The following is a 14,515-nucleotide window of genomic DNA, read 5'->3' on the forward strand; positions in this document are numbered from 1 at the left end:
CGAGCGCAACGCTCACAACTTCCCCCTCGACCTGGCTGCTGCCAGCGCCACCCCCGTGGCCCTGACCGCCCCGGCGATCGGCTGATCCAGCCCCTCCAGATTTCCTGGAACCTGCCAACCCCCTGCGCGAGCAGGGGGTTTTTTCATGGCGACGGGTTCCGGCTGGGTAGGCTCCCTGCTTCGGGAAACCCGGTTGGTCAGGGCGGTGTGATGGGCAGCAGTTTCGGTGATCTCTTCCGGATCAGCACGTTCGGCGAATCCCACGGCGGTGGCGTCGGGGTGATCATCGATGGCTGTCCCCCCAGGCTGCCGCTGGACCTGGAGCAGATCCAGGCCGATCTCGACCGACGCCGGCCCGGCCAGAGCCGCATCACCACCCCCCGCAAGGAGGAGGACCGGGTCGAGATCCTCAGCGGCCTGCTCGATGGGGTCACGCTCGGGACACCGATCGCCATGGTGGTCCGCAACAAGGACCAGCGCCCCGGGGACTACCAGGAGATGCAGGTGGCCTTCCGGCCCTCCCATGCCGACGCCACCTACCAGGCCAAGTACGGCATCCAGGCCCGCAGCGGCGGTGGCCGCGCCTCGGCCCGCGAAACGATCGGCCGGGTGGCCGCCGGAGCGGTGGCCAAACAGCTGCTGGCCCGCACCCACGGCACCGAGGTGATCGCCTGGGTGCGCCGGATTCACACCATCGAGGCCGTGATCGATCCCGCCAGCGTGAGCCTGGAGGCGGTGGAGGCCAACATCGTGCGTTGCCCCGACGCCGCCACCGCTGAGCGGATGATCGAGCGGATCGAGGCGATCGGTCGGGAAGGGGATTCCTGCGGCGGGGTGATCGAATGCCTGGTGCGGCGGCCGCCGGTGGGTCTGGGCATGCCGGTGTTCGACAAACTGGAGGCGGATCTGGCCAAGGCGGTGATGTCGCTGCCGGCCACCAAGGGGTTCGAGATCGGCTCCGGCTTCGGCGGCACCCTGCTGCGCGGCAGTGAGCACAACGACGCCTTCCTGCCCAGCGACGACGGCCGCCTGCGGACCGCCACCAACAACTCGGGCGGCATCCAGGGGGGCATCAGTAACGGGGAGGAGATCCAGCTGCGGGTGGCCTTCAAACCCACGGCCACGATCCGCAAGGAGCAGCAGACCATCGATGCCACCGGCGCCGCCACCACCCTGGCGGCGAAGGGACGCCACGACCCCTGCGTGCTGCCCCGGGCCGTGCCGATGGTGGAGGCGATGGTGGCCCTGGTGCTGGCCGATCACCTGCTTCGTCAGCAGGGCCAGTGCAGCCTCTGGTGATCCGCCCGCTCAGGGCCGCTGCTGCAGTGCCTCCAGCACAAGGCGCAGCGGCTCCGGCCCCTGGGCGACCAGGGACGAGCCCAGGGCGACGGCATCGACCCCGGCCTCGAGCCAGGGACGCACATCGCCGGGCTGGAGACCGCCGGCGGCGATGCAGAAGGGGAGCGGTGGACCGAGGGGATCCCGCAGGCGCCGCCAGTGGCCGATGCCGACGCTGGCGGCGGGGAACAGCTTGACGATCGGACAGCCCAGGGAGCGGGCCCGGTTCACCTCCGTGGGTGTCATCACCCCGGGGACCAGGGCGAAGCGGGCCATCGCCGCCGTCTCCAGCAGCTCCGCGTCCAGGACGGGGGAGACGCCGTAGGAGAAACCCGCCTCCAGGGACGCCGCCAGGGCCGCGGGGGTGCAGATCGAGGCCGACCCCAGACACAGTTCGGGGAACGCCTCGATCAGGCGCCGGCATTCGGGGATCCAGGCCGGCGAGGGCCCCCAGGCGATCTCCACATGGCGCACCCCCAGGTCGGCCAGCTGGCCCAGCTGGGGGGCCAGGAGCGCTGGCTGCTCAGCGCGAAGCACCACCAGCAGGGGCTGGTGGTGCAGGGACTGGATCAGGGACTCGCAGGGAGGCCTAGACGTAGGCGGCCACCGTCACATCGCGGGAGATGAGGAGCTCCTGGAGCTCCTCGGCATCCACGGTCTCCTTCTCGACCAGGAGCTCGGCCAGCTCATCGAGGACGGCCCGGTTGGCGAGCAGCACGTCGGTGGCGCGGCGGTAGGCGTCGGCCACCAGCTGGGAGACCTCCTCGTCGATGGCGGCGGCGGTGTCCTCGGAGAAGTCGCGCTCGGCGGCGATGTCGCGGCCGAGGAACATGCCCCCCTGGGCCCGGCCCAGGGCCACCGGGCCGAGGCGGTCGCTCATGCCGAAGCGGGTGACCATCTGGCGGGCGACCCGGGCCACCTGCTGCAGGTCGTTGGAGGCCCCGGTGGTGACTTCGTCCTCGCCGTAGACGATCTCCTCGGCGACCCGGCCACCGAGGGCGACGGCCATCTGGTTCTGCAGGTAGGAGCGGGAGTAGAGCCCCGACTCCATGCGCTCCTCACTGGGGGTGAAGAAGGTGAGGCCGCCGGCCTGGCCGCGGGGAATGATGCTGATCTTCTGGACGGGGTCGTAGTCGGGCATCAGGGCGCCCACCAGGGCGTGGCCGGACTCGTGGTAGGCCACCAGGCGCTTGCGGCGCTCGCTCATCACCCGGTCCTTCTTCTCGGGGCCGGCCATGACGCGCTCGATGGCGTCGTTGACCTCATCCATCGACACTTCGGTCAGCTGGCGCCGGGCGGCGAGGATGGCCGCCTCGTTGAGCAGGTTGGCCAGGTCGGCACCGGTGAAGCCGGGGGTGCGGCGGGCCACCTTGTCGAGGTCGACGTCCTTGGCGAGGGTCTTGCCGCGGGCGTGGACACCGAGGATCTGGAGACGGCCGGCGTAGTCGGGACGGTCGACCACCACCTGACGGTCGAAGCGACCCGGCCGCATCAGGGCCGAATCGAGCACGTCGGGGCGGTTGGTGGCCGCCACGATGATGATGCCGGTATTGCCCTCGAAGCCGTCCATCTCGGTGAGCAGCTGGTTGAGGGTCTGCTCCCGCTCGTCGTTGCCGCCGCCGAGGCCGGCGCCGCGCTGGCGGCCCACGGCGTCGATCTCATCGATGAAGACGATGCAGGGGGCGTTCTTCTTGGCCTGCTCGAACAGGTCGCGCACCCGGCTGGCGCCGACGCCCACGAACATCTCGACGAACTCCGAACCGGAGATCGAGAAGAACGGCACGCCCGCCTCACCGGCCACGGCCTTGGCCAGCAGCGTCTTGCCGGTGCCCGGAGGGCCCACCAGCAGCACGCCCTTGGGGATCTTGGCGCCGACAGCGGTGAAGCGGTCGGGGTTCTTGAGGAAGTCGACCACTTCGGTGAGCTCGAGCTTGGCGCCCTCGATGCCGGCCACGTCACCGAAGGTGACTTGGGTCTGGGGTTCCATCTGGACCCGGGCCTTGCTCTTGCCGAAATTCATGGCCGGGTTGCCGCCGCCGCCCTGGGCGCGGCGCAACAGGAAGAACAGGCCGCCGAGCAGCAGCAGCGGGAAGATCAGGCTGCCGATCGCCTGCTGCCAGGCCGCCGGCTCCCGGTTGGGCTGCACGGCGATGTCGACGTTGTGGTCGGTGAGCAGCTTGAGCAGGTCCTTGTCGGGGGCGAGGTTCACCACGGCGCGCTGGCCGTCGTTCTCCACCACCTGGGCGGTGCCCCGGTCGGGGGAGATCAGCACCCGGGAGATCTCGTTGGCCTGGACGGCCTCGACGAAATCGCTGTAGCGCAGGGTGCGGGGGGCCCGGGCCGGGTCAGGCCGCTCCAGGAAGGCGGTGCCCACGGCGATCATCACGATCACCAGGAGCACGTAGAGCCCCGCGTTGCGCCAGCGTTTCTTCACGACCCTGTCTCCTGTGTGAGAGTGAAAGTAACAGAATGTTAATCGGCGTCCGCGGTCGGACGGGGCTCAGGCCGCGGCCCTGAGCACCTCCACCACGCTACGGAAGGCGAACCATTCCGGGATCTCCTCACCGCCGCGCAGCATCTGGCGGAACTGGGTGCCGCTCAGCTTGCGGATGTGCAGCCCCCGGGCCTGGGCGTGCTCGGCGGTGACGTAGCCCTCCTCCTCGGTGTAGACGAGGTTGAGGGAGGGCACCGTCTCCATGCCGAGCTCGGTGGCCTGGTCACGGGCGAAGTCCTGGGCCTCGTAGGGGCCGTAGAAGTCCTCGCCGGTGAGGGACGATTTGCAGCCCGCCATGTCGCGGCCGATGATGAAGTGGGTGCAGCCGTAGTTCTTGCGAATGATCATGTGCTGCAGGGCCTCCCGGGGGCCGGCCATGTGCATCGCGTAGGGCAGGTAGGCCCAGCGGATGCGGGGGTTGTCCACCTCGGCGGCCAGCCGTTCGTAGGTGGCGAAGCGCACCTCTCCGGCGATGTCGTCCTCCTGGGTGGGACCGCAGGTGGGGTGCACCAGCACCACCCCGCCCTTGCTCACGTTGGGGGCCTCGAGGGCGCGGGTGAACAGTTCGTAGTGGGCCCGGTGGATGGGGTTGCGGCACTGGAAGGCCACCACGTCCTGGCCCGCCGGCAGGGTGGCGCGCACGTCGGCCGGGGTGCTGCAGGGAAAGACGCGCTGCGGCAGGGCCAGACCCTGGAGGCGCCCGCCCAGGTAGAAGCGGCCCCGTTCGGTGGCGATCATGCGCACCGCCGGATGTTCCAGGGAGGTGGTGCCGTAGCAGCCCTTGGCCTCGAGCACCTTGTCGGGCTCCCAGCGGCTCTCCACGGTGAGCACGGCCAGGTCCTGGCCCTGGTAGGTGAGCAGCAGCCGCTGGCCCACGGCGACGGAGGCGTCGTCGGTGTCGAAGATGATCGGCAGGCCGAACAGCAGACCGCTGGTGGTGCGGTGGCCCGCCACCACAGCCTCGTAGTCCTCCTGGTGCATGAAGCCGCGCAGGGGCGAGAAGCCGCCCACGATCAGCAGCTCCACGTCGCAGGCGTTGCGGTGACTGCACTCCAGCACCTTGTCCACCGAGGCGCGCACACCCTCCTGCTGGTCGGGCGGCACCATCAGATCGACAAGGCTGCCGCCGTGGGGGGCGATCAGATCGGAACGGGCGGCGGTGTTGGCGAGCGTCATGGCGACGGGCCGGGGCTGCACAAGGAATAGGCCCATCCTCCCAGACCAACCTTCGGCCTTGAAAAAGGGCGGCCACGAAAAAAGGGGCCCGTGGGCCCCTGGGATCAACGGGTTGTGGTGAGGGGGCCTGGGGCGAAACCCGGCCCGGGCCTCAGACCTCCTCGAGACGGCCGTAGAGCTCGCCGGTGATCTTGACGTCGACGACGGCCTTGGTGCCCATGTCGGTGTCAGAGGGCTGGATGGCGGTGAACACCCCGGCGAACTCGCCGGTGCTGGGATCGACCTTGGTGATCGAGAGGTCCATGGTGCCGGAGCCATCCACATAGCGCTTGACGGTTTCCCCGGCGAACTCATCACCGGCGGGCACCAGACCCACGGCGCTGCTGTAGCCGGTGGTCAGGCCCCGGCCCTTGGGATCCAGGAAGTTGCTGGTGCGGTAGCTGGGGGCGCGGTACTCGCCCTTGAGGTCGGTGCTGGTGGAGAAGGAGGTGCCGGCGGCAGAGGCCTTGAGCTCCTTGCTGGAGAACATGAAGGGCACTTCCTCACCACCGGGCATCAGCACGGTGATCGGCTGGAAGTCGATGCCACCCAGCTCCTTGAAGCTGAGCTTGTCACCGCTGACCTTGAGGTCGCCGTAGACCTGATCGAGGCTGGAGGTATACCGGGTGAGGATCTTGCCGGCGACGAACTGGGCTTCCTGGCGCTTGTTGGCGGGCTCACCCTTCACGAAGACCTCGGAGGGGTGCATGCAGATCTCCTTGAGCTGATAGGTCGCCGAGGGATCCAGGGTGATCGTGCCGCGTGCGGAATCGGGCAGGGTCGGGCAGTCGTTCGCCAGACCGGTGTTGTGGATGTCTTCGTAGGTGAGATTGGCCCGATCAACGGCCTTGGCCCCGCCGCTGCATGCGGACACCAGGGTCAGGCACAGAGCCAGCACGAGGGCCAGCAGGGGACGGAAACGCATGGGGAGAAGCCGCAGAGACGGAACGGGAACTGGGCTGGCCGGGATCCTACCGGTGCAAAACGCCCATTCCAGGTGGCTTGCGTGGGCTCTCAACAACCTGTATGAGAGGGAGATGTCCCTGAGCCGCACCCACCCGATCGACGACTCCACGCCCTTCGCGCCGCCGTCTCCGGGACCCGCCGCGACGGCTCCGGCCCCTCCGACGTCCGCACCCGCGACCGAGCCAGCCTTCGACCCAGCCGCCGACCCCGAACTCCAGCGGGCCCTCGACACCCTGCTGAGGATCGCTGAGGAGCGCGCCGAGCAGCCCGAGGCCCTGCTCGATCTGCTGCGCCGCATCGAGCACCTGCACCGCAGCATCCAGGACGGCCCCTTCCGCAGCAGCCTGCCCAGCGACCGCAATGGCCTGTTCACCCTGCTCTCCGAGATGGAAGGCAGCGGCGGCTGGCCCTACATCCCCCGGCTGCAGCTGCGCACGTTCATGGATCTGCTGGCGCCCGATCCGGAGACCTGAGGGCCACCGCTTCCGCGAGCGCCGAGAGCAGACGGTGGGCCAGGGCCAGCTTGCCGGTGGGGCCCACCTGGCATTCCCGCTCGCCGGGACCGAGCAGCCAGCCTTCGTTGCCGGCCGACCCGAACCCCGCTCCGTCCCGGTCGATGGGGTTGGCGAACAGCAGATCGCAGCCTTTGCGGGCGAACTTGGCCCGGGCCTCCTGGAGCACCTCACCACTCTGGGCGGCGAAGCCGAGGATCGCCTGGGCCGGCGGGCGGCGCCGCACCAGGGCCGCCAGCAGATCGGGCACGGGCTCCCAGCCCTCGGTGAGGGAGGCCTCCAGCGCCTCCTTGGGGAGCTTGCGGTGCTCGGGGCTGCGGCGGCGGTGGTCGGCGACGGCGGCGGCCATGGCGATGGCATCGGCGCCGTCCTGCAGCCGCAGCAGCGCCGCCTCCATCTCCGCCGCAGTGACGACGGGGTGGCATTGGAGGCCCTCCAGCCAGGCCGGATCGACCGCCAGCGGGCCGTGGACCAGATCGACCGTGGCGCCGCGCAGGCGGGCGGCCTGGGCCAGCAGCACCCCCATGCGTCCGGTGCTGGGGTTGGTGAGGCAGCGGGCCGGATCGAGGGCCTCCCGGGTGGGGCCGGCACTCACCAGCAGACGGCGGCCGGCCCAGTCGCGGCGGCAGCCGGCCACCAGCAGCGACTCCAGCGCCAGCAGCAGCAGCTCCGGGTCGGCCATGCGCCCATCGCCCACCCGGTCGCAGGCCAGCAGGCCGCTGCCGGGATCCAGGGGCAGCACCCGCTCCCAGCCCTGCAGCTCCCGCCAGTTGCGGCGTACCGCCGGAGCGGCCCACATGGCGCTGTTCATGGCCGGGGCGGCCACCACGGGGACCTCGCAGGCGATCAGGGTGCTGGCCAGCAGGGTGTCGGCCATCCCGTGCACCCAGCGGGCCAGGCTGGTAGCGCTGAGGGGGGCCAGCAACACCACCTCGGCCCACTCGGCCAGGGCGATGTGCAGGGGCCTGGATTCCTGATGGCTCCACTGGTCGGCCTCGATGTGGCAAGGAGCGCGGCTGAGGCTCGCCAGGGCCACCGCGCTCACCAGCCGCTCGGCGCCGGGGCTGAGCACACAGCGCACCAGGGCACCGCGCTGCACCAGGGCACTGACGAGCTGGGGCAGCTTGACGGCGGCGATGCTGCCGCTGATCAGCACCAGCACGCGACGTCCCGCAAGGGCGTCCTCCTCACTCCTCATCGAAGGGTTCCTGATCCACCAGATGGACGTAGGGCCGGATCAGGTCGGGGCGGTGGATGGCCAGGGCCCGCAGCAGGTGCCAGTCGGCCAGGCCCGCAAACGGGGTGGGGTAGTCGTCGTCCTCGAGACGCCGGGCGAGCTCGGCAATGGAGGCGTCGTCGAAGGCCGCGAGCTGCTCGGGGGTGATGGACAGGCTGGAATCAACCAAGGGGGCGGCCGGGGAGGGGGACGGGATGGTGATAATGGCGATCGAAGGGGAATTAGCTCAGCTGGTAGAGCGCTGCGATCGCACCGCAGAGGTCAGGGGTTCGAGTCCCCTATTCTCCATCCACCATTCTCCCCGGCCGGGTCTCCCAGCGTCCCTGAGGGCGTCCCGGCGGCTCCCGGCCCAACCCCGACCCGTCCCGATCCCCTGCCGATGAACTGGAGCAGCGACGCGGAAACCAGCCTGAAGGAGATCCCGTTCGTGGTGCGGCCGATCATCCGGCGGCGGATCGAATCCCTGGCCCGCGAGGCCGGCCTCGAGGGTGTGGATCTCGCCTTCTACCAACAGGCCAAGGAGCGTTTCGGAAGGAAGTGAATCGGCGATGGGGTAAAAGAGGGGGTTGATCAGGGGCCCGCTCAATGTCGCAGTCCAAGCGCGAACAGGTTGTCAGTCATCTGCGCTACATCCGCCAGGAGCTGCGGGAGATGCACCAGGGGGTCATGGAGGACGGCCTGCTGCCGGAGGCCGGTGAGGTGCGGGGTGTGATGGCCCAGATGGAGGCCCTGCTGGAACTGCTGGAAGGCAAGGGATCCCGCAAGAAGGACGGGGACGGCTGATTCGGGACGTCTGAGAACGACCACGCCACCCGTCAAGCCCCCGCAGGGACGCTCCGGTCAGCGGCTGCCCCCCCTTGCCCGACCCGCTGGAGATTGGTTTGCTGGTGTCGTCCCCATCACCCCGCCCGGGCCTCGGCCTCGGGCTTTTTTATTGGCATCCCCTATCGGTGGGGGGAAAATGCTGTCAAGACGCCAGAGATGGTGTAGACAAGAGATCGCAGGGATTGGGCCGGGTGATGGGGATCACCGCCAGCGGCTTTCCACCCTTGGGTGTTGAGCCCCCTGCTCCCCTTTCCACCCAGCGGCAGGTTCGCACCGTTGCCTCCCCGCTTCCAGCAGACCCGATTCCAGCAACGGATCACCCAGTCCGGCAACCTGCTTGAGGCGTGGGCCCAGAACCCCTGGCGCCGCCTTTCCCTGTTGCTGATCGTGCTGCTGGGCGGGTTCGTGATCGGCGGCAGCGTCGGCTCGATCACCGGCGCCCTCGCCCTGTTCGATCCCCTCGGCGCCCTGGTGTGCGTGCTGGCCATTGAGGTAGCGGCCCGCCTGCGGCGCAGGCTGCTGGCGCAGCCGCTGAAGCTGCGGCTGCAGGTGCTGGACATGGCCCGCATGGGCCTGCTCTACGGCCTGCTGCTGGATGGCTTCAAGCTGCTCTGAGCCCTCAGACGGCGGCCAGCAGATAGAGCAGGGCCATCCGGATCGGAATGCCGTTGCGGACCTGCTCCTCCACCAGGCTGCGGCCGGGATCGTCGAGCAGTTCGCCGGCAATCTCCACCCCCCGGTTCACCGGGCCGGGGTGCAGCACCGGCACGGCGTCGCCGCAGAGGGCCAGGCGCCGGTGGCTGAGGCCGTACTGGCGGTGGTAGGTGTCCAGGCTGGTGAGCAGGTGCTGCTGCATCCGCTCCTTCTGCAGGCGCAGGGTCATGACGGCGTCGGCCCCGGGCAGGGCCTCCTCCAGGCGCCGCTCGACCCGCACCCGGCCCCGGGCGGCCACCGGATCGGCCCCCTGGCCCGGCGGCGGAGCCAGCACGAAGTCGGCGAAGCAATCGGGCAACAGGGTGGCCGGCCCGCAGAGCACCACGTCGGCGCCGCAGGCGGTGAGGGCCCAGAGGTTGGAGCGGGCCACCCGGGAATGGAGCACGTCGCCGACGATGACAATGCGGCGGCCCCGCAGGCTGGCGGGGGAGGGGGCCTCGGGTTCGAAGTGGCGCGCCAGGGTGAACAGGTCGAGCAGGCCCTGGCTGGGGTGGCTGTGCAGGCCGTCACCGGCGCTGAGCACCGACACCCGCTCGCCGCAGCGGTCGAGGTCGCGGGCCAGGCTGTGGGGCACCCCGGCGCAGCGGTGGCGCACCACCAGGATGTTGGCGCCCATCGCCACGTAGGTGCGGGCGGTGTCCAGCAGGCTCTCCCCCTTGCTGAGGGAGCTCGACGACGGCGAGAAGCTCTGCACCTCCGCCGAGAGCCGTTTGGCGGCCAGTTCGAAACTGCTGCGCGTGCGGGTGCTGGGCTCGAAGAACAGGCTGGTCATCAGCCGGCCCTGGAGGGCGGGCAGGCGGCGGGAGCCGGCCACCGGCAGGGCCCGGAAGCGCTGGGCCAGTTCGAGAACGGTGGCGAAGTCGTCGACCGAGAAGGACGCCAGGTCGAGCACGTGGCGGTGACTCCAGCCGCTCAAGGCGTTCCGCTTCCATCGATCGCCCCAACCGTAGAGGCCAGCAGGGCGGCGAGCCCATCGTGTCGGGGTGTCCGATCGCCGCGGGCCCGCCGACTGACACTGCGGCTGGCACGCAGGTACCAGCGCCAGGGCAGTTCCTGTCCCTGGGAGACGCCGATGCGCTGGGTCTGCAGCAGCGGCGCCTCCTGGGGTGCCGGCCCCTCCAGCAGCGCCGCCAGCACCGGCGGCCGCGGGGCCAGCCACAGCCCCGAGGCCGGCGCGGCGATCAGGCCGTCCTGACGGTGGTCGATGGCGAAGCAGCGGGCCAGCAGGCCGGGGCCGGCCGCATCCCGCTCCGGTGCCCCCGGCAGGGCCGCGGCCCGCAGCAGCACCCCGTTGGCCCAGTCCCTCCGGCCGGTGACCACGTTGACGCAGTGGTGCACGCCGTAGGTCAGGTACACATAGAAACGGCCGGGCTCCCCGAACAGGGTGTCGTTGCTGGCCGAACGGCGGCGGTGGCCGTGGCACGCCGGCTCGCTCTGGCAGTAGGCCTCGGTTTCGACGATCACGCCCCACAGCAGGGCGCCCGTCGGCTGGCGCCGCAGCAGCAGGCAGCCGACCAGCTCCGGCGCCACCAGCTCGGCGGGGCGGGCGAAGAAGGACGGGGGGAGGGCGGGGGCGGGAGGGTCCAGGCGGCTGATCACCATTCTCATTTCTGCAACCGTGTCCGTTGGTACGGCAGGGGCCGGAACAGACGTCTTAACCAGGTCTTAACCGAGGGATAACGTTGGGCGGCCATGGCGAAGCGCTACTCCACTCTCGATCGGCTGCGCTTCACCCGGACGGGCCTGAAGGCACGCCTCAACTACCTGAAGTCCAGGTACATCTTTGTGCACGTCCCCAGGTGCGGCGGCACCTATGCCTCCACCCTGATTCACGGCAGGCCCCTGGGCCATCTCTATGCGGATTTCATCCGGAGGAAGCTTCTTGGTGATGGCCAGTATTCCGCCCGAACGTCCGTCGCCTTCGTTCGCTGTCCCGTCGAGCGGCTGATTTCGGCCTACTGCTTCTCCCTCCGTGGCGGCACCGATCTGGTGTCCCAGTTTCCGCTGCACAGGCCACCCCGCTGGGCGCTGACGGACTTTCGGACCTTCTGCCAGGACTGGCTGTTTCAGCAGAGTCTGCACCGGGTCGACTTCATCTTCAGACCCCAGAGCTGGTGGCTGTTCGACGAATCCGGCCAGCTGATCGTTGACGAGGTCAACCATCTGAGCCGGCTGGATTCATGGCTTCAGGAGAAGGGCTTCGTCACCGAAGCCAGCCCGGTGAACGTCAACGCCTCGGAGCGGGGTCTGGCGGATGAAGCACGCAGGGCCCTGAGTCCGTCCCTGATCGCCTCGATCCGCGATCTCTACGCCCAGGATGTGGCGCTGCTCAGCGGCCACCTCTCCTGCACCCCCGCGGAGCCGGCCACGGTGCGGGGAAGCGGACGACAGCTCTCCCCTGTGCACCGTTGAGGCGTCTGCGGGCCACACTGACAGCAGCGGTGAACAGCCCTTCGCCCGCCGATCCACACCCCTCCATGGAAACCGCCAGCTTCAACCTCGGCACCGTCCTTCTGGCCGTCAGCGGCCTGTTCGTGCTGACCACCCTGTTCTTCGGCACCAAGGGCGGCTACTACGACACCGACGACTACGACGGCAACGGCACCGCCCACTGAGAGCCCGCTCAGGCAGGGAGGCCGGCGGCCGTCGGGCCCATGATCAGGAACTCCCCAGCCGTTCGGCCTCGGGGCAGTCGCCGGTGGTGGGCAGGTCGTCGGCATCGGCGGAGCGGCTCACCGAGGCCAGCCGGGTGCTGACGGCCCCGATCGAGGCCAGCCGGACGCTCTCCTCCCAGCTGTGGCGCTCGTCGCCGTCCTCGTCGTCGTAGCGGAGGGTGACCAGATCGCCCTCGATCTCCACCACCAGGGCCCTCTCGATCCAGCGCTGCTGGTCCAGCAGGTAGACCCAGACCGGTCGCTGCTCCAGGCGAAATCGGTCGAGCTTGCGATGCAGCATCGTGACGCCGCGGATAGGGTCGATCCTAGGCAGCACGGCGCCTGTCGCCATGTTCACCATGACCCGATCGATGCCCAGCACCGCCCCAGGCCCCAGCACGGTTCCGGGCCCCGTCGCCAGCACCGAGGCGATCCGGCTGCAGTTGCGCAGCTGGCCCGAGGTGGAGGACTACCTGACCCGCTGCCGGGGGGTGATCGTGCCGCTGGGCTCCACCGAGCAGCACGGGCCCACCGGCGCCATCGGCACCGACGCCCTCACCGCCGAGGCCGTGGCCCTGGAGGTGGGTCGCCGCACCGGGGTGCTGGTGACGCCGGCCCAGGCCTTCGGCATGGCCGAACACCATCTGGGCTTCGCCGGCACCATCAGCCTGCAGCCCTCCACCCTGCTGGCCGTGCTCCATGACGTGGTGCTCTCACTGGCCCGCCACGGCTTCGAGCGCATCTACGTAATCAACGGCCACGGCGGCAACATCGCCACCGCCCGGGCCGCCTTCGCCCAGGCCTACGGCACGGCCGCGGCCCGGGGGCTGCCGGGCGCCGAGCGGCTGCGCTGCCGTCTGGCCAACTGGTTCACCGCCGGCCCGGTGATGCGCGAGGCCCGCGATCGCTACGGCGACCGGGAGGGGCACCACGCCACCCCCAGCGAGATCGCCCTCACCCTGCACCTGGAGCCCAGCCTCAACGCCAAGCAGCGGCCCCTGCCGGAGGCGGCCCCCGCCGGGCCGATCCACGGCCCCGAGGACTTCCGCCGCCGCCATCCCGATGGCCGCATGGGCTCCGACCCCTTCCTGGCCACGGCCGACCACGGCGCCCGCTTCCTGGAGCTGGCGGCGGCGGCCCTGGCCGACGACCTGGCCGACTTCCTGGGGCCGGAAGGGGAAGCCAGCTGAGGCGGCGACGGCCGCGGCTAGGTTCGGACGACGACGACGAGCGCGACGATGGAGCGGATCACGGCCGAGGATGTGCGCAAGGTGGCCCAGCTGGCCCGCCTGGCCCTGCCCGAGGAGCGGATCGCCACCTACACCGTTCAGCTGGAGCGGATCCTCGACTACGTCGCCCACCTCGAGCAGGTGGACACCGAAGGGGTGCCCCCCACCACCCGGGCCGTTGAGGTGGTCAACGTGACCCGCCCCGACGCGGTGGACCCCACCCCGGTGCGCGAGGAGCTGCTTTCCCTGGCCCCCCAGCGGGAGGGGGATTTCTTCCGCGTGCCCAAGATCCTGGGCGACTAGCGCACCGGCGAGACGGCGGTGCGGTGCAACAGCTCAAGCACCCGCCGGCGGGCATGGCGGGTGGGCATCAGCCTGACGATCGGCCGAAGCCGGCTGCGACGCTTCTTGTGGGAGCGCACTCCCAGGAAGATGTCGTAGAGGAAGTTGAGGCTGTCGGTACGGGTTTCGAACAATCCAAGCCGCTGGGGTGAACCCTTGGCATCAAGAATCGGCTTGGTGGCGTGATACGCCGGCTGGTATTCGAACCAGGGGATCGACGGCCAGAGATGGTGGATCAGGTGATAATTCTGGCCCATGATCAGCCAGTTCATCAGCCTGCTGGGATAGACGCGGGCGTTGTGCCAGCGGTTGCGGGACTGGAAGGGACGGTGGGGCAGGTAGTCGAAGAACAGACCGAGGGTGACGCCCACCATCAGGGCCGGTGCGAACCAGCAGTTGAAGACGAACGGCAGGAAGTTGTGCTGGGCGGCCGCCACCACGATCAGCACGAAGATGGTGCGGGCCAGGACCCACTCGAACAGCTCGTTGTGGCGCCAGAGGCGATGGCGGAAGAAGAAAACTTCGTGATAGAAGAACCGCGGCGCGATCAGCCACAGGGGCCCGAAGGTGCTGACGATGTGGTCGGGATCGAGCTTGGGATCGTTGACGTGGGCGTGGTGCTGCAGATGCACCCGGGTGAACACCGGGAAGCTGAAGCCCAGCAGCAGGGCGGCCCCATGGCCCATCACCGCGTTCCAGATGCGGTTGGGATGGGCGGCGTTGTGGCAGGCGTCGTGGATGACGGTGCCCTCCAGGTGCAGGGCCAGGAAGCCCAGGGCCAGCAGGGGCGGCAGGGGCCAGCCGCCCACGAACCAGCCCCAGATCGTCAGGGCCGCCAGGCCGTAGCCGGCCAGGAACAGGCCCACCGTGGGGTTCCAGGCGGCGGGGGGATCCAGGTACTCCCGGGGGACGCTGAGCCGAGGCACGGGCGTGGTGGAAGCCACGGGGGCGGACGTGGGTGCCAGCGTGTCTGTCATGGCCTGGGCCAG

Annotated in this window: 19 protein-coding genes and 1 tRNA gene; 10 read left to right on the forward strand and 10 right to left on the reverse strand. The window is 69.8% G+C overall.

What is annotated here, in order from left to right:
• The first annotated feature begins 210 nt into the window (after positions 1-210).
• A complete protein-coding gene (gene aroC / locus CJZ86_RS10015; protein ID WP_094585813.1) occupies positions 211-1,299 on the forward strand; it encodes a chorismate synthase in 1,089 nt (362 codons plus the stop codon).
• A gap of 9 nt (positions 1,300-1,308) precedes the next feature.
• Here the strand turns inward: aroC and CJZ86_RS10020 are convergent, their stop codons facing one another.
• From CJZ86_RS10020 to psbO, 4 genes are all read right to left on the reverse strand, one after another.
• The gene (locus CJZ86_RS10020) at positions 1,309-1,911 is read right to left on the reverse strand and encodes a bifunctional 4-hydroxy-2-oxoglutarate aldolase/2-dehydro-3-deoxy-phosphogluconate aldolase (protein WP_198960117.1); all 603 of its coding nucleotides are present in this window, start codon (positions 1,909-1,911) and stop codon (positions 1,309-1,311) included.
• Between the two features lie 16 nt (positions 1,912-1,927).
• A complete protein-coding gene (gene ftsH3, locus CJZ86_RS10025) occupies positions 1,928-3,772 on the reverse strand; it encodes an ATP-dependent zinc metalloprotease FtsH3 (protein ID WP_094585815.1) in 1,845 nt (614 codons plus the stop codon).
• A 66-nt stretch (positions 3,773-3,838) separates the two neighbouring features.
• Entirely contained in the window at positions 3,839-5,008 is a 1,170-nt protein-coding gene (sat, locus tag CJZ86_RS10030; protein ID WP_094585816.1) for a sulfate adenylyltransferase, read from the reverse strand.
• Between the two features lie 151 nt (positions 5,009-5,159).
• Positions 5,160-5,972, reverse strand: a complete 813-nt coding sequence (gene psbO, locus CJZ86_RS10035) for a photosystem II manganese-stabilizing polypeptide (protein WP_094585817.1) — start codon at positions 5,970-5,972, stop codon at positions 5,160-5,162.
• A 112-nt stretch (positions 5,973-6,084) separates the two neighbouring features.
• Here psbO and CJZ86_RS17630 point away from each other — a divergent pair, with 112 nt between their 5' ends.
• Complete coding sequence (locus CJZ86_RS17630) at positions 6,085-6,486, forward strand: hypothetical protein (protein ID WP_094585818.1); 402 nt, start codon at positions 6,085-6,087, stop codon at positions 6,484-6,486.
• On the opposite strand, the gene coaBC is transcribed toward CJZ86_RS17630, so the two are convergent.
• On the reverse strand, positions 6,452-7,723 hold the full coding sequence (coaBC, locus tag CJZ86_RS10045; RefSeq protein ID WP_094585819.1) for a bifunctional phosphopantothenoylcysteine decarboxylase/phosphopantothenate--cysteine ligase CoaBC: 1,272 nt from the start codon (positions 7,721-7,723) through the stop codon (positions 6,452-6,454). The genes CJZ86_RS17630 and coaBC overlap by 35 nt on opposite strands.
• Positions 7,713-7,931 (reverse strand): protein IsiD, encoded by a 219-nt coding sequence (gene isiD / locus CJZ86_RS10050; protein WP_094585820.1) that lies wholly within the window; start codon positions 7,929-7,931, stop codon positions 7,713-7,715. Before isiD ends, coaBC begins: the two co-directional genes overlap by 11 nt.
• 46 nt (positions 7,932-7,977) lie before the next feature.
• Between isiD and CJZ86_RS10055 the strand changes: the two genes are divergently transcribed.
• The 4 genes from CJZ86_RS10055 to CJZ86_RS10070 all read left to right on the forward strand — a co-directional run bounded on the left by CJZ86_RS10055 (position 7,978) and on the right by CJZ86_RS10070 (position 9,202).
• Positions 7,978-8,050 (forward strand) — tRNA-Ala (locus tag CJZ86_RS10055).
• A 91-nt stretch (positions 8,051-8,141) separates the two neighbouring features.
• Positions 8,142-8,303 (forward strand): PCP reductase family protein, encoded by a 162-nt coding sequence (locus tag CJZ86_RS10060; protein ID WP_094585821.1) that lies wholly within the window; start codon positions 8,142-8,144, stop codon positions 8,301-8,303.
• A gap of 44 nt (positions 8,304-8,347) precedes the next feature.
• Positions 8,348-8,545: a DUF8635 family protein gene (locus tag CJZ86_RS10065; protein ID WP_015109473.1), complete on the forward strand. Its 198-nt coding sequence runs from the start codon at positions 8,348-8,350 to the stop codon at positions 8,543-8,545.
• Positions 8,546-8,863: 318 nt separating this feature from the next.
• Entirely contained in the window at positions 8,864-9,202 is a 339-nt protein-coding gene (locus CJZ86_RS10070; RefSeq protein ID WP_233133959.1) for a DUF565 domain-containing protein, read from the forward strand.
• A 4-nt stretch (positions 9,203-9,206) separates the two neighbouring features.
• On the opposite strand, the gene CJZ86_RS10075 is transcribed toward CJZ86_RS10070, so the two are convergent.
• Both CJZ86_RS10075 and CJZ86_RS10080 read right to left on the reverse strand, forming a co-directional pair.
• The gene (locus CJZ86_RS10075; protein WP_094585823.1) at positions 9,207-10,217 is read right to left on the reverse strand and encodes an aspartate carbamoyltransferase catalytic subunit; all 1,011 of its coding nucleotides are present in this window, start codon (positions 10,215-10,217) and stop codon (positions 9,207-9,209) included.
• Positions 10,214-10,903, reverse strand: a complete 690-nt coding sequence (locus CJZ86_RS10080) for a DNA-3-methyladenine glycosylase (protein ID WP_094585824.1) — start codon at positions 10,901-10,903, stop codon at positions 10,214-10,216. Before CJZ86_RS10080 ends, CJZ86_RS10075 begins: the two co-directional genes overlap by 4 nt.
• 90 nt (positions 10,904-10,993) lie before the next feature.
• Here CJZ86_RS10080 and CJZ86_RS10085 point away from each other — a divergent pair, with 90 nt between their 5' ends.
• Together CJZ86_RS10085 and CJZ86_RS16980 are read left to right on the forward strand one after the other, a co-directional pair.
• Positions 10,994-11,713: a hypothetical protein gene (locus CJZ86_RS10085; protein ID WP_094585825.1), complete on the forward strand. Its 720-nt coding sequence runs from the start codon at positions 10,994-10,996 to the stop codon at positions 11,711-11,713.
• A gap of 65 nt (positions 11,714-11,778) precedes the next feature.
• The gene (locus CJZ86_RS16980) at positions 11,779-11,916 is read left to right on the forward strand and encodes a DUF8629 family protein (RefSeq protein WP_015109478.1); all 138 of its coding nucleotides are present in this window, start codon (positions 11,779-11,781) and stop codon (positions 11,914-11,916) included.
• Positions 11,917-11,959: 43 nt separating this feature from the next.
• Here CJZ86_RS16980 and CJZ86_RS10090 read toward each other — a convergent pair whose 3' ends face one another.
• Positions 11,960-12,256 carry a DUF6679 family protein gene (locus CJZ86_RS10090; protein WP_015109479.1) on the reverse strand — a complete coding sequence of 99 codons (297 nt, stop codon included), beginning with the start codon at positions 12,254-12,256 and terminating at the stop codon, positions 11,960-11,962.
• Positions 12,257-12,326: 70 nt separating this feature from the next.
• Here CJZ86_RS10090 and CJZ86_RS10095 point away from each other — a divergent pair, with 70 nt between their 5' ends.
• Both CJZ86_RS10095 and gatC read left to right on the forward strand, forming a co-directional pair.
• A complete protein-coding gene (locus CJZ86_RS10095) occupies positions 12,327-13,145 on the forward strand; it encodes a creatininase family protein (protein WP_094585885.1) in 819 nt (272 codons plus the stop codon).
• 48 nt (positions 13,146-13,193) lie between these two features.
• The gene (gatC, locus tag CJZ86_RS10100) at positions 13,194-13,487 is read left to right on the forward strand and encodes an Asp-tRNA(Asn)/Glu-tRNA(Gln) amidotransferase subunit GatC (protein ID WP_094585826.1); all 294 of its coding nucleotides are present in this window, start codon (positions 13,194-13,196) and stop codon (positions 13,485-13,487) included.
• Here gatC and crtR read toward each other — a convergent pair.
• The gene (gene crtR, locus CJZ86_RS10105; protein ID WP_094585827.1) at positions 13,484-14,503 is read right to left on the reverse strand and encodes a beta-carotene hydroxylase; all 1,020 of its coding nucleotides are present in this window, start codon (positions 14,501-14,503) and stop codon (positions 13,484-13,486) included. The genes gatC and crtR overlap by 4 nt on opposite strands.
• Positions 14,504-14,515 lie beyond the last annotated feature (12 nt).

The sequence above is a fragment of the Synechococcus sp. BO 8801 genome, from assembly GCF_002252675.1.
GTDB lineage: Bacteria > Cyanobacteriota > Cyanobacteriia > PCC-6307 > Cyanobiaceae > Cyanobium.

What these genes read in the sequence shown, in the direction of transcription:
- aroC (WP_094585813.1), top strand. Translation starts at nt 211, where the DNA reads ATGGGCAGCAGTTTCGGTGATCTCTTCCGGATCAGCACGTTCGGCGAA.
- crtR (WP_094585827.1), bottom strand. Translation starts at nt 14,503, where the DNA reads ATGACAGACACGCTGGCACCCACGTCCGCCCCCGTGGCTTCCACCACG.
- CJZ86_RS10095 (WP_094585885.1), top strand. Translation starts at nt 12,327, where the DNA reads ATGCCCAGCACCGCCCCAGGCCCCAGCACGGTTCCGGGCCCCGTCGCC.
- CJZ86_RS10060 (WP_094585821.1), top strand. Translation starts at nt 8,142, where the DNA reads ATGAACTGGAGCAGCGACGCGGAAACCAGCCTGAAGGAGATCCCGTTC.
- CJZ86_RS16980 (WP_015109478.1), top strand. Translation starts at nt 11,779, where the DNA reads ATGGAAACCGCCAGCTTCAACCTCGGCACCGTCCTTCTGGCCGTCAGC.
- CJZ86_RS17630 (WP_094585818.1), top strand. Translation starts at nt 6,085, where the DNA reads ATGTCCCTGAGCCGCACCCACCCGATCGACGACTCCACGCCCTTCGCG.
- CJZ86_RS10085 (WP_094585825.1), top strand. Translation starts at nt 10,994, where the DNA reads ATGGCGAAGCGCTACTCCACTCTCGATCGGCTGCGCTTCACCCGGACG.
- coaBC (WP_094585819.1), bottom strand. Translation starts at nt 7,723, where the DNA reads ATGAGGAGTGAGGAGGACGCCCTTGCGGGACGTCGCGTGCTGGTGCTG.
- CJZ86_RS10065 (WP_015109473.1), top strand. Translation starts at nt 8,348, where the DNA reads ATGTCGCAGTCCAAGCGCGAACAGGTTGTCAGTCATCTGCGCTACATC.
- CJZ86_RS10080 (WP_094585824.1), bottom strand. Translation starts at nt 10,903, where the DNA reads ATGGTGATCAGCCGCCTGGACCCTCCCGCCCCCGCCCTCCCCCCGTCC.
- CJZ86_RS10090 (WP_015109479.1), bottom strand. Translation starts at nt 12,256, where the DNA reads ATGCTGCATCGCAAGCTCGACCGATTTCGCCTGGAGCAGCGACCGGTC.
- psbO (WP_094585817.1), bottom strand. Translation starts at nt 5,972, where the DNA reads ATGCGTTTCCGTCCCCTGCTGGCCCTCGTGCTGGCTCTGTGCCTGACC.
- sat (WP_094585816.1), bottom strand. Translation starts at nt 5,008, where the DNA reads ATGACGCTCGCCAACACCGCCGCCCGTTCCGATCTGATCGCCCCCCAC.
- gatC (WP_094585826.1), top strand. Translation starts at nt 13,194, where the DNA reads ATGGAGCGGATCACGGCCGAGGATGTGCGCAAGGTGGCCCAGCTGGCC.